General features: G+C 60.9%; 12 protein-coding genes. 1 reads left to right on the top strand and 11 read right to left on the bottom strand.

What is annotated here, in order from left to right:
* Positions 1-148 precede the first annotated feature (148 nt).
* The 4 genes from AC3WWR_RS25505 to AC3WWR_RS25490 form a co-directional block, all read right to left on the bottom strand.
* Positions 149-1,333, bottom strand: a complete 1,185-nt coding sequence (locus AC3WWR_RS25505; protein ID WP_020801028.1) for a porin — start codon at positions 1,331-1,333, stop codon at positions 149-151.
* Positions 1,334-1,583: 250 nt separating this feature from the next.
* Positions 1,584-4,064, bottom strand: a complete 2,481-nt coding sequence (locus AC3WWR_RS25500; RefSeq protein ID WP_492599180.1) for a TonB-dependent siderophore receptor — start codon at positions 4,062-4,064, stop codon at positions 1,584-1,586.
* A 99-nt stretch (positions 4,065-4,163) separates the two neighbouring features.
* Positions 4,164-5,126 carry a FecR domain-containing protein gene (locus AC3WWR_RS25495; RefSeq protein WP_033042267.1) on the bottom strand — a complete coding sequence of 321 codons (963 nt, stop codon included), beginning with the start codon at positions 5,124-5,126 and terminating at the stop codon, positions 4,164-4,166.
* Positions 5,123-5,644: a sigma-70 family RNA polymerase sigma factor gene (locus AC3WWR_RS25490; RefSeq protein ID WP_020801031.1), complete on the bottom strand. Its 522-nt coding sequence runs from the start codon at positions 5,642-5,644 to the stop codon at positions 5,123-5,125. The genes AC3WWR_RS25495 and AC3WWR_RS25490 overlap by 4 nt, the downstream gene beginning before the upstream one ends.
* Positions 5,645-5,881: 237 nt before the next feature.
* Here AC3WWR_RS25490 and AC3WWR_RS25485 point away from each other — a divergent pair, with 237 nt between their 5' ends.
* Positions 5,882-6,040 (top strand): DUF2986 domain-containing protein, encoded by a 159-nt coding sequence (locus tag AC3WWR_RS25485; protein WP_020801032.1) that lies wholly within the window; start codon positions 5,882-5,884, stop codon positions 6,038-6,040.
* Here AC3WWR_RS25485 and AC3WWR_RS25480 read toward each other — a convergent pair.
* The 7 genes from AC3WWR_RS25480 to AC3WWR_RS25450 form a co-directional block, all read right to left on the bottom strand.
* Positions 6,027-6,200, bottom strand: coding sequence for a hypothetical protein (locus AC3WWR_RS25480; protein ID WP_020801033.1), 174 nt, complete (start codon positions 6,198-6,200; stop codon positions 6,027-6,029). The genes AC3WWR_RS25485 and AC3WWR_RS25480 overlap by 14 nt on opposite strands.
* Positions 6,201-6,306: 106 nt before the next feature.
* Entirely contained in the window at positions 6,307-7,347 is a 1,041-nt protein-coding gene (locus AC3WWR_RS25475) for a 3-ketosteroid-9-alpha-monooxygenase, oxygenase component (protein ID WP_492599179.1), read from the bottom strand.
* 178 nt (positions 7,348-7,525) lie between these two features.
* Positions 7,526-8,902, bottom strand: a complete 1,377-nt coding sequence (locus AC3WWR_RS25470) for a DUF1329 domain-containing protein (RefSeq protein ID WP_492599178.1) — start codon at positions 8,900-8,902, stop codon at positions 7,526-7,528.
* Positions 8,903-8,980: 78 nt separating this feature from the next.
* Positions 8,981-10,198: a helix-turn-helix transcriptional regulator gene (locus AC3WWR_RS25465; RefSeq protein WP_020801037.1), complete on the bottom strand. Its 1,218-nt coding sequence runs from the start codon at positions 10,196-10,198 to the stop codon at positions 8,981-8,983.
* Between the two features lie 76 nt (positions 10,199-10,274).
* The gene (locus tag AC3WWR_RS25460) at positions 10,275-11,480 is read right to left on the bottom strand and encodes an acetyl-CoA C-acyltransferase (protein ID WP_492599177.1); all 1,206 of its coding nucleotides are present in this window, start codon (positions 11,478-11,480) and stop codon (positions 10,275-10,277) included.
* Between the two features lie 6 nt (positions 11,481-11,486).
* Positions 11,487-11,957: a MaoC family dehydratase gene (locus AC3WWR_RS25455; protein ID WP_020801039.1), complete on the bottom strand. Its 471-nt coding sequence runs from the start codon at positions 11,955-11,957 to the stop codon at positions 11,487-11,489.
* 10 nt (positions 11,958-11,967) lie between these two features.
* Complete coding sequence (locus tag AC3WWR_RS25450) at positions 11,968-12,753, bottom strand: SDR family oxidoreductase (RefSeq protein ID WP_020801040.1); 786 nt, start codon at positions 12,751-12,753, stop codon at positions 11,968-11,970.
* Positions 12,754-13,046: the final 293 nt, after the last annotated feature.

Below are 13,046 nucleotides of genomic sequence, written 5' to 3'. Positions count from 1 at the left end.
TGAGACTTGTGCCGCAGATCCAGCAGATAGTTAAATCCTTGTGGGAGCGAGCCTGCTCGCGAATGCTCTCTTGCAGTCAATAATGATGTTGCCTGAGACACCGAATTCGCGAGCAGGCTCGCTCCCACAGTGGATAGTCACGTAGCCACTACCAGGTCAACACCGCGCCGACTGCAACGGTATCGGTGTCTTCGTTCTGCGCACTGCTGTCATGCCCGTTGATTTCGAACTGGTTGTACTCGGCCACCAGCTTGAGGTTGTCGTTCACGTCATGGAACAGCGCGATGCCGCGGGTCTCGTAGTCCGCGCCACTGCCGACCACGCCGTTGCCATCGTCATTGGTCTTGCCGTAGGACAAGGCCAGGCGGTTCTTGCCCAGTTTGTAGGAGCCCTGCAACAGGTACCCGTCACTGTCGACGTTGCGCAGGGTCGGTTCGCCGGCGTTGTTGGTGAAAAACGGGTTGATGCCCTTGGCCTGGAAGCCCGACCCGGTCAGGGACAAGCCACCCATTTTTGCCTGCACGCCATAACCGACGCCTTTGGAGGTGACGGTGTCGACGCTGGAATCGGTATTGTCCGAGGTCTGGTAGCTGCCGTTGACCCAGCTGTAGATCTTCGCCCCGGCGAGGTCGAACTGATAGGTGATCTCGCTCTCGGTGCGCGGATTTTCCTGGTAGGCCTTGCCGGTCGGGCTGCTGTCATTGGTGTCCACCGGGTCCATGATTCCCACCGCCACGCGCAGTCCATCCATCACCGGCGTGCGGTAGGTGATCTGCGAGGTCGGGAACGGATAGGGATAACCGGTGCCGATGTTGCCGAACGACACCCCGCCACCATCCACCAGCCCCAGGGTATCGCTGACCTGGCCGTAGCCGGCGAGCAGCTCATCGAGCAGGATGTTGGAGCGGGCGAACAGGCCGAAGTCCTTGCCGATCAGCACTTCCCCCCACTCGGGGTTGGCCACGGTGCCGTAGAACTGCCGCACATCGATGGCAGTGTCGGTGCCATTGGTTTCACTGTCGTTGATGGTGACCCAGAACGAGGCACGGGCACCCAGCTTGAGATCATCGACCTGCTTGCCCATGTTGAAGCCCAGGTAGTTGGGCAGGAAGCCCATTTTCACCCGCGATTGACGGCGGTCGTACTGATCCCCTTCGCGGTCGACATCGCTGTTCACATAGAAGGCGTTGATGTAGCCGTCGGTGGAGAACGTGGTCTGGTCCTTGTCGTACAGCATGATTTCGGCTTCGGCCGTGGCACTCATGCCGAGGGCAGACAGGCTGGCGATCAAGGCCGGTAAAAAACGATGCGTGAAGTTCTTATTGTTGTGCATGGCGCGCTCCGCGACTGGGACGAGGTGTCGGAGGCGATTATCGAAAGCTGGCAGGCGGCGCCATACGCTGCCTTGGGGGTGGTTTCGAGGTGCTTTGGAATGGCCGCAAGCGCGCGGCAACTGTGGCGTAAGACCGCCGGTCGGCAGGGCTCACAACTTAGGGTGTAGGCCTGTACGCCCATCGAAAAGCCCGGTTCTTGCGACCCGGGCTTTTCCTGCATCGACTGCACGATTGCGGCATCTGCCGGCGTTAGAAACTCGCCTTGACCGACAACATGAAGTTGCGTGGATCACCGTAGTAGTTGCCGAACGTCTCAGTGCCGATGGTGGCGTAGTAGCGCTTGTCGAACAGGTTGTTGCCGTTGAGCGCGACCGACCAGGTGTCGTCGATGCGGTAGCCGATGCGGCCGTTCCAGATCGCATAGCCTGACTGGCTGATTTTCTCACCACTTGAAGGTGAAACACGGAAGTTATCGCTTTGCGCGTTGACCCCTGCACCCAGGGTGAATCGCTCAAGCGAGCCACTCAGGGCGTAATCGCCCCACATCCGCAACATATGCCGCGGCACATAACTGTTGAACGCTGCGCCGTTCAGGCTGGTGTCGATATCGTCGAGCGTCTTGGTCTGGGTATAGGTGTAACCCGCCAGCACTTGCAGGCGCTCAATGACTTCACCGCTGATCTCGGCTTCGAAACCCTGGGCGCGAACCTTGCCAGCATTGACGTAGCAGTAGCCGTCGGACGACGGGCAGGACGAGTTGTAGTCAGTCTGCGCCTGGTCCTTCTGGATCGTGCGGAACAGGTTGAAGGCGCTGTTCAGTCGACCGTCGTACCAGGCGCCCTTGATCCCCAGCTCATAGCTCTGGCCCACGAGCGGCTTGAGCGCAGCACCGTCTTCTGAGCGGTAATTGCCTTGCGGGGTAAAGATTTCCGAATAGCTGGCGTAGGCGGTCAGGTTCTCGTTCAGGTCCAGCAGCACACCGGCAAACGGCGTCACTTGCCCGGTCTCTGTGGTGCTGGCGTGCTCCGAAGTGCCTGTGTTGATGAAGTCGTAGTCGGTATCGGAGTTGTACCAGCTCACCCGGCCGCCAACGACAACGGTCAGTGGATCAGCCAGTTTCAAGCGCAGTGTCGAGTAAATGCCCTTCTGCCTGGTGACTGAGTCGACCGGACCGCCGCGAGATGAATTGTCGATGAAGTAGCTGTCATCCGGCTCCGGAATATACTTGTCGGGGTTGAACACATTCTGGCGCTGCGGCAGGAACGCCACCGAGTAGAAGTCGTTCTTTTTCGAACGGCTGGCATTGAAACCCACCACCAGTTCATGGCGTTGACCGAACGCGTCGAACTTGCCGTCGACGTAGGCATCCAGGCCGTAATCAACCTGATCGTAATCGTACATGCTGCCCAGCATGCCGGTGGTATCGGTGCCGGGCGTCACGGCGCCGGAAGCGAATGCGTACTTGATGTCCTGGGTGTTTTTTGTATAGACACTGGCGACCTTCAAGGCCCAGTCGTCGTTGAGCGGGTGACTCAGGTCGCTGAAGACCGTGGTGCGCTGGCTACGCCAGGTGTTCCACGCAGGATCGAGGCAGGTCGAGCGGCTGAGCTTCAAGTCGCTGCGGTCCTTGTAACGCGGCAGGCCTCCCCAGCAAGGGCTGGCATCCACGTCTTCATAGGCAACCCCCAGGCCGAGCGTGGTGTCGGGGCTCAGGTCAAGGTCCAGCGCGCCGTAATACACCTGGTCCTTGCGACTGGCGTCGTCGACGAAATAGTGCCGGCTCTGCTCCGCGACCACCGCCCGGCCGCGCAAGGTGCCGGATTCGTTCAGCGGGCCACCGGTATCGACCTGTCCGCGATAGTTGTCCCAGCTGCCACCGGACAGCGTGATGTCCGTGTGCGCGGCAGCCTGGCCGCGTTTGCGCACGAAGTTCACCCCGCCGGCGGTGCCACCCGCGCCCTTCATCATGCCCGCGGCGCCGCGCAGAATTTCCACCCGGTCGTAATACGCCATGTCACCGCTGAAACTGTCGGCCTGGACATACAGGTTGCCCATGTCCAGGGGCACACCGTCGTACTGATACTGGCCCGACATCCGGAACCCGCGCGAGTAGAAGTACTTGCCGCCCATGGTCGAGTCGTAGACGGTGATGCCCGGGGTCTTTTCCATGACCTGGTCGATGGTGTTCAGGTTCTGGTCATCGAGCATCTTGCGCGTCATCACCGTGACCGATTGCGGCGTTTCCCTGAGCGAGTGCTCACCCTTGCCGATGGTGACCGCTCCGGTGGTGTACGAGCCGCTGTTTTCGGTGGTCGCGCCCAGCACCTGGCCATTGATGTTGGTCGCGCCCAGTTCCAGCGCCGAACCGACTTGCGGAACCGGCCGCAGCACATACGTACCGTTAGCCTGCGGTTCGGCCTGCAGTCCGCTACCCGCCAGAATCCGCGCAAACCCTTCGCTGACACCAAACGCTCCCTGGAGCCCTGGAGATTTCAAGCCATCGGTTTGTCGCGCATCGAACGAAAGCGCAGCACCCGCCGCGCTGGCGAAATGACTGAGGACTTCAGTCAGGCTGCCGCCAGCGATGTCAAAGGACTTGACCGAGTTTTGCTGTTGCGCCGGTAGCTGCACCGCCAACGCTACGCTTGACCAGACACCCGCCGTTGTTGCCGCCAATAGCCCGAACTTTACTGCGGCCGCCAAACGACCCGGCTTGTACACCCGAAACATGCTTCCCCTCCCCCAAAGACGATCTGTAAAAACTCATTGAGGGATGAGCCGAACGATGTGCATCAATAGTGCAAAACGCTGACAAACTTTTTCAACTCACTATGAAAGCGTGGTGGCAGGCGACGACACATCGACCCAATACCGGCTGTACCGAGTGACCTGTAGCGCGAAACCACTCTCCAGCGCAGCCAGCGCCAGGTCAGTGTCATCAATGGGAAAAGCGCCGGAGACTTTCAGTTGGGCAATTCGCGGATCGCAGCGCAGTACACCTGGGCGGTAGCGCGAAAGGTCGTCCAGCAACTCGGCCAGGGGACGATTGATGGCGATGATGCTTCCCTGTTGCCAGGCACCGACCGAAGCATCGTTGCGCCGTACAACGCCCAATGAGCGGCCATCGAAGTCCAGGGACTGGCCGGCTTCCACACGCACCGTCGAGCCAGCGCCAGCCGAACGGACCTCGACGGCCTTCTCGATTACCGCCACGCCAGCGCCCTGCTCATCGCAGCGGACGATAAAACGCGTGCCGAGCGCCAACACTTCTGCATGACGAGTGAGCACCTTGAACGGCCGCTGCAAGGGATCGACCGCGGTTGTCACTCGTATCTCGCCCCGCAACAGGTCGAGTACACGGTGACGACCGTCGAAGCGAAGGTTGACCGACGTATCGGTGTTAAGTAGCAACGCGCTGCCATCGGCCAAACGAAACTCACGGCGCTCACCCACTGCGGTGCGAAAATCGGCAAACAGGTTGCGCGAGGTCTCGCTGTACCAGCCCAGCCCGCCCAGCGAACCGGCTGACACGAGCACCAGCACACTGCGCAATACCTGGCGCCGGGATCGATCAGCGCCACGCAAGGCTGGCGCAGCCAATGAGCCCGGCACACTGGCCATCTGCTCGCCCACGTCGAGCATTCGCTGCCAGGCTTGGCGATGGTCAGGGTCGCAAGCCAGCCAGTCTTTCCAGGCTGCCAGATCCGCATCGGTGGCGATATCCGACCGAAGTCGGGCATACCACCGGGCAGCGGCGCCAATCGCCTTCAACTCAGCGGGCGAAAGGCTCACGCCAGTTGCAGCCGAATCTGCATCAAACAGCAATGCTCCATGGCCTTGGCCATGTAGTTGTTGACTGTGCGCGTGCTGATGTTCAAGCGCTCGGCGATCTGCGGGTAGGTCAGCCCGTCGAACTGCGACAGGATGAACGCCTGCTTGACCTTGGTCCCCAATCCTTGAAGCAGGCGGTCGATTTCCATCAGGGCTTGCAACAGGATCGCCTGTTCCTCCAATGAAGGTTGCTGCCATTCGGGCATGGCGGCCAAGGCTTCCAGGTAGGACTGTTCCAGCGAACGGCGGCGAAACAGATCGATCAGCAAGCCCTTGGCGATCATCGACAGGTAGGGCCGTGGCTCGCGAATCTCCAGCGCGTTTCGCGCCTTGATGACCCGAACGAACGTGTCCTGCGCCAGGTCCGCCGCATCGAAAGCATTGCCCAGACGCTTGCGCAGCCAGCCCTTGAGCCAACCGTGATGGTCGCAATACAGGTCATTGACAGCGTTGCGCAGGGATAAATCGTTGGCGGACATGACGATGGAATAATTCGCGAGTGATAATTACTCGCATTGTCATGCGTGCGCAGGGTGATTTGCAATAGCCACTGTGGCCTGTAGGAGCCAGCGGGCGGCAAAGCACGATAACGCGGTATTACTGATACACCACAGCGCCTGGTTCGCGGGCAAGCCTCGCTCCTACAGGCGAAGAACGAGGGCAAGGCAAGGGCGACGCTGATATCATTGAAGAACTTACAAGCCAGGTGGAAAAACATGAACCGTCAGAAAAAGCTGAAGCAGTTGTTCAAGGAGAAGGCCAAAAAGGCCAGCGCCAAACTGGCGCCGAAAAAGCCTAAATACATCAGCAAGGCCGACCGATTGAAACTGGCTGCCGAAGCTGACGCCTCGATCAGTTCCCCTAGCGAAAATTGATCCAGTTGGGGGCGCTCGAACTCATGGCCACACAGCTCGCGTAGCGCTTGCAGGCCTTGACGCTGGCCGGTTCCGGCGGCACGGAAAACAGTACGGTAAACACCAGGAAAAACAGGACCAAAAAAGGGATGTAGTAGGCGAGAAGACTTTTTATTTTCATTGTCTGTGCTCTCATGACCTTTGAATCGAAACTGCGTTAGCAGTGCCTTGGGAACGGCGCCTTTCCGCGACGGATGGGGTTCTCGGCAAGGCGCCCTGTTGCTCTGTCAGCGCTCGTCCACCGTGATGAACTCGCGACGCTCGGCCATGAACGCGGGCACGTCGTCCTCGTCGGTGAAGAACTGCTCGTACCACTCGCGCAACTGATAGACCGGGCCGTCGGTTTCGGCCAGCACTGGCTTGTCGATGCGGATCTTGTGCTTCCAGATCACCACGTCCTGATAGAACGAATCGCGGTTGCCCTGGACATAGGCCCTGGCCACTTCCTGGTTCTGCTCTTCGGTCCAGCCCGGCACCCTCTTGACCATGCAACCAAAGCGCAGGTCGAAGCTGTTTGGCGTCACCGGCACGTGGCTGTTAAGCAGGATGGCGTGGATGCGCACATCGCCGAACATCGAGCTGATATGGGTGAAGTGGGTCGCCGGGCCGTAGTAGGCCGATGGCGCGATCAGGTCGCCGCCCAGGCGCTCGGAGTCGCCATGGAAAATCTGATGGCCGATGTGCCCTTCGAATACGTTGGCGAAGTACTTGGTCGGCGTACCGTGCACCGGCCCGAAGTGCTGGGCATCCACCAGGTTATCGACCAACTCCCGTGGGTTGGTTTCGATGTGCATGGTGTCGATGTTCCAGTCATGAATCCAGTCCGGATCGTCCATTTCGGGCAGGTGCGGAATGACCACGCCGTCTTTCGGCGCACGGCCTTCGGGGTTGTTCCAGACGAACAGCAGGTTGTTTTCCTCGCAGCTCAACCAACTGCGGGTCTTGGCCTTGGGTGGAATGCGCTTGCAGTAAGGGATCTCCACGCATTTACCACCGGTGTCGTACTTCCAGTGGTGGAACGGGCAAACCAGCCTGTCGTTCTCGACGGTGCCCTGGGACAGGTCGGCGCCCATGTGCGGGCAATAGGCATCCAGGATGCTGATGGTGCCCTGGCTGTCGGCAAAGGCCACCAGGCGGGTGCCGAAGATTTCCAGGGTGTGGGGCTTGCCATCACGGTAATCGCTGGCATTGCCCAGGCAGTGCCAGCCGCGCGCGTAACGGTGGGTACGCTGGGCGTTCTCGATGTTGAGTTCAGCGAGTTTCGTCATTGTTATTGTTCCTCGATTACAGACTTCGGGGCAGGCTATGCCCCCAAGAAAATCAGGGTGATCCCATGGCAAGCATCATTGAGCAGCCTTGCCGGGAGAACATCCTTCAGTTGGACTAGATCAAACGCGAGCCACTCTCAATGGGCGCCCCTGTCTCCACGGGCGCCACGCCGGGTGGTTACTGGCCGAAGCGGCGAGCGGCCTCCGGGCCGAAGTCCCGGGGGCTGAAACCGGTTTTGTTCAACAGGTAGCCGTTGCGCTGTTCGTTGATCAGGTTGAATGCCAGGTAGCTGCCGGCATTGAGGTCGTAGTACAGGCCCACGCCCGCTTGCGGCCGCTGGCTTTCGTAGGCGTAGAAATAGTTGACCATCGAAGTGCGCCACAGCTCGCCACGGTTGTCGTAGTTGTCGGCGAGCATCGGGAACCAGGTGTCTTCGTCGATGTACAGCTTGCGTTTGCCATACAGATGGCGGAAGCCCGGCTTGAGCGTGCCTTCCAGCTCCCAGACCCGATGGCGCTCAAAACGCATGGCATCCGGGTTGATGTGGCCGGGAGTCAGCAGGTTGGCATACTTGAGGTTGGCGGCATGCAGGCGGTAGGTATTGTAGGGAATGAACATCTCGCGCTTGCCGACGATCTTCCAGTCATAACGTTGCCCCGAACCGTTGAACAGGCGTACCTCGTCGACGGTGATGGAACCACCGCTGCCCGGGAACGACATGTCGAAGCCATACCCCGGTGACTGACGCACGCGGCGGGTACCCGGATCGTAGCGCCAGGACTGGCGCGGTTCAGTCTTGTCGTTCCAGAATTCGGTGCCGGTGTTGATCTCACCCTTGTCCCGTTGCGGCAGCAGGGTTTCATTGAGATAAAACGACGAGTTGCCAGTGGTATCCCCAATCTTGTCCGGTTCGAGCCCTGGCGCCAGGTTGCGCGAATGCACGCGGCCCCAGTTGATGTTGCCGTCCTTGAGTACGTAGGCGTTGTCGGAGATGTACTCCTCGGTCCAGGCCCGCAAGGTAAAGGTCGAGGCATTCTTCAACAGTTCCAGGCCGCTACGCGGCACCGGGAAAGCGGTGCCGCCGGTCTTGCCGACCACCCCTTCGCCATCATCGACCAGCCGCGCCACCTTGGCGTTCTCTTTGGTGGCCTGGCAGACCGCGTCGTTGAAGCGAAAATCCCGGCGCGTGGGGTAAACCGGTATTTTGTAGGTGGCCGGGTACAGTTTGAACAGGGCTTTCTGCCCATCGGACAAGTAGTCATTGTATTGGCCGATGTTCTGCGCGGTCACCACGAACAGCGGCTTGTCGTCCGGGTACGGGTCTACCGGGTGGTTGCCGGTGCCCTTGAAATCGACGTGGGGTGGAGCGCCCAGCCATTTGCCGCTGAACGGTGGAATGCTGCCGTCGGCATTACCGGCCTTTTCCGCGCCCAGGCACGTCAAGTCCTTGCCCAGGCGCTCGACGTCCTCTGGCGCGGCATGCACCGTGCCGATGGCACAGCATCCCAACAACAACGCCAAGGCCCAGCTTGGGGACTGATTACTGCCGTTCATTTTTATTCTCCTTATTCACGTTCGCAACGGTTGCCCAGTATCGACAGGCGAGGAACCCGACAGCATCGTCCGCACGGACTAACGCGTTTTGGCACTGGCCGGGTTCACCACCGGCTGCGGTGCCCCCAGGGCCACCACGCTGTTGAGCATGATCCGCACCAGTTCGGTCTGGCGCCGCACGCCGGTCTTGGAGAAGATCGAACGCAGATGGGCGCGGGCGGTGTTGCGGCGGATATTGAGGATTTCCGAGGCTTCCTCCAGCGACAGGCCGTTGGCCAGTTCCAGGGCCAGCGTGGTTTCCGCCGGGGTCAGGTTGTACAGTTGCGAAGTCAGCACCGTGCTCACCAGCGACTTGCTTACCGCATCGCGCACATACACCACCACCGTGGGCTTGCCGTTACCTTCGAGCAGTTCCTGGGACGGGATCAACTCCACCACCACCCCCAGGCTGACCTGACCCGAGGGGCGGGATATCGACGTCGCCTCCGCCACCTGCACGCCCTTGCCCACGCCCTGTTTGGCGCGCTGGAAAGCATTGCGCACCAGGCGCGCCAACTCGCGATTATCACTGGGGTAAGTCGCTTCCAGCCGCCCGCCCACCACCTTGAGGCCGTCCTGGCTGTCGAGAATCTCCCTGGCCACGGGGTTGAGTTGCAGCACACTGCCGGTTTCATCGAGCACGAAAGTCGCCACCGCCAGGCGGCTGATCGTCTGCGAATACAGGCTGCCCAGCGACTCACTGCGATCGAGCAGCGAATGCATGTGCAGGGCCCGGCGCAAATGCGGTAACAGCATCGCGCACAGGGCCCGTTCAAGGGCGCTGAAAGCCGGGTGCCCCTGGGGTCGATTGATCCGCAAGCGCACCGTGCCGCCATCCGGCATGCGGATATCGGCACCGAGCATGTGGTAGCAATCGTGGGGTTGGCAAAACAGCAGGTAGAACGCCGAACTGGACCATTCGGCATCGCTCATCAGTTCATCGACGGTGAACACCGTATCGGTGGGCAGGCCGTCGAACAGAGTGGATTTGGCGTAGTAGGCATAATGGTTGATACCGCCCTCCCCGAGTTCGACATCGCCCGCCACCACCATGGGCGACAACAACGGCTCATCCTGGACCCGCAAAATCAAGGTCACGAAATTGGCCTTGAACAAGGTTCTCAACTCGCGCAAAGACTCGTTCAGGCAGCGGGTGTCCATCGCCGAATCGTAGATGTTGCCAATAATCCGTTCGTACTCGGCCAAGTCCAGGCCCATTTGCGCCAGGACCTGTGCATTGGGCACACAACTTTGCATAACCATTCCCCAGCAGAGGACCCGGCTGGCGGGCCCCCATGGATTTAATCGACAGAACGTCGGTGTCCCGCTGGCCTCATGGCAGCTCGAACAGGCCGGCGGCGCCCATGCCACCACCGATGCACATGGCAACCACTACATAACGCACACCGCGCCGCCGTCCCTCGAGCAACGCGTGGCCGACCATCCGCGCGCCGGACATGCCAAACGGGTGACCAATGGCAATCGCCCCGCCGTTGACGTTCAGGCGCTCTGCCGGGATCTGCAGCGCATCGCGGCAATGCAGCACCTGGCTGGCAAAAGCCTCGTTGATCTCCCACAGGCCGATGTCCTTCACGCTCAAGCCAAAGCGCTTGAGCAGCTTGGGAATGGCGATCACCGGGCCGATGCCCATTTCCTCCGGCGCACAACCACCCACGGCAATACCGCGGTAGATGCCCAGTGGCGTCAACCCGCGGCGCTTGGCTTCGGCCCGGCTCATCAGCAGGCTGGCGGCGGCACCGTCGGAGAATTGCGAGGCGTTGCCGGCCGTGACGAACTCGCCCTGCTCGATCCAGCTGCCGTCCTTCCACACCGGTTTCAATGCCGCCAGGTCTTCCAGGCGCGTATTGGGACGGTTGCACTCGTCCTTGACCACCTGCACGCGTTCATGGCCATTGGGCTGGCCATCGGCGAACAGTAATTTATCCACGCTCAGGCCGACGATCTCATCGTCGAACAAGCCGTCTCGCTGCGCGGCGGCGGTGCGCAGCTGGCTCTGCAGCGAATACTCATCCTGGGCGGCGCGGCTGATGCCATAGCGGCGCGACACGATCTCAGCGGTCTCGATCATCGGGATATAGGCGCTGGGCATCACCTGCAGCACCGCTTCGGATCGGGCGCGATAGGCGTTCTTGTGTTTGGTCTGGGTCAGCGACAGGGACTCCACGCCGCCGCCGATGGCGATGCTCATCTCGCCGGTCATGATGCCCTTGGCGGCCATGCCGATGCTCATCAGGCCTGAGGCGCACATGCGGTCCACGGCCATGCCCGGCACGCTGTCCGGCAAACCGCCGGTGTAGGCGCAGAGCCGACCGATGTTGAAGCCCTGGGTGCCTTGCTGCACCGACGCGCCCATGATCACATCCTCTACATCGGCAGGCTCGATGCCGGCGCGTTCGACCACCGCGTGCACCACATGACCGCCCAGCACCGGGGCCTCGGTATCGTTGAACGATCCGCGAAACGACTTGGCCAGCGCGGTACGGGCGGTGGCGACGATGACGACTTCATTCAGGTCCATGGGTACTCACTCGCAAATGGGGTTGAAGGTGTAGCGGCTGATGGTGTCGATCACGCAGCCGGGACGGGCCTGGCCTTCGACTTCAACGGTGATGCGCACCGTCAGTTGCACGGCATCGCCCAGTGGTTCGGCGCGGATGATCTGGCCGCTGCCCCGCACCCGCGAGTCGACCTTGACCGGCGCCGGGAAGCGCACCCGGTCGCTGCCGTAGTTGACCCCCATCGCCATGTTTTCAATGATCAGCAACTGCGGCATGAACAGGTTCGCCAGCGATTGGGTCAGGTAGCCGTGGGCAATGCAGGCACCAAACGGGCCACTGGCGGCGCGCACCGGGTCGACGTGAATCCACTGGTGATCGCTGGTGGCTTCGGCGAACAGATCGATGCGCTGCTGGCTGATGGTCAGCCATTCGGTGTGGCCCAGGTCCAGGCCCTCGGCCGCAAGCAACGCCTGGGCACTGCTGAAAACGTGACTCATGCGCCCATCCTCAAGCTTGTTGTGAACTGACGGACAACACTTCGCCCACCATGTAGGAGGCATAGTCGCTGGCCAGGAACATCATCACGTTGGCCACTTCCCAGACTTCGGCAGCGCGACCGAACGCCTCGCGCCCCGCCAGGCTGGCGAGCAACTCTTCGCTGGAGGCTTTCTTGAGAAAATCGTGCAAGGCAATCGACGGTGAAACCGCGTTGATGCGCACGCCGAACTCGGCAGCTTCCAGGGCGCTGCAGCGAGTCAGGGCCATTACTCCGGCCTTGGCAGCGGCGTAATGGGCCTGTTCCTTCTGTGCCCGCCAGCCGAGCACCGAGGCGTTGTTGACGATGGCCCCGGCGCCACGGCGTTGCATGTGCGGCAACATCGCCCGGGTCATGCGGAAGGTGCCGGTCAAGGTCACGTCCAGCACCCGAAGCCATTCTTCGTCGCTCATCTCCACCACGCGTTTCTGACCACCCAGGCCCGCGTTGTTGATCAGCACATCGACCCCGCCCAGCGCCTCTTCGGCCGCCGTCACCAGGGCCTGGACTTCGTCTTCGACGGTGACATTGCACAACTGGCCATAAATCGCCTGCAGGCCAGTCTCAGCCTTGAGCCGCTCCACCGCTTCCTCCAGGCGCCGCGGATGCACATCGGAAATCATCAACGCCCGACAACCTTCCTCGGCACTGCGCCGGGCCGCCGAATAACCGATACCGGCACCCGCGGCAGCGGTGATCAGCACCGACTTGCCGACCAGCAATTGATGACCGGGAACATAAGGGGGGGCTTGTTTCACAGCGTCTACCTCCGAAGAAATCAATACGCTGCAGTTGTACGCAGGGAGTTGCGTGGGCACATCGTCAAAATGGGGTAGAAAGGCCGTGGCGCAATCCCTTGCTCCATTACACCTAAGCCTGTCCGTTAATCTGTGACTACCGACGTTGATCCATGCCGCGTTAAAGCCTGGGGGAGAGTTTTTGGGAGTACATATCCATTGCTGCGGTAACGGCGGCTTATGGTTTCGCTCTTACAGCGACTCCCTTTTTCAAACGCCAAAAAGGAAGCAAAAGGCTTTGCCCCACCACTCGG

It is taken from the genome of Pseudomonas sp. EB271-G4-1, assembly GCF_058791355.1.
The sequence above is the reverse complement of the archived record's forward strand: the minus strand, read 5'-3'. Positions and strand labels throughout refer to the sequence as shown.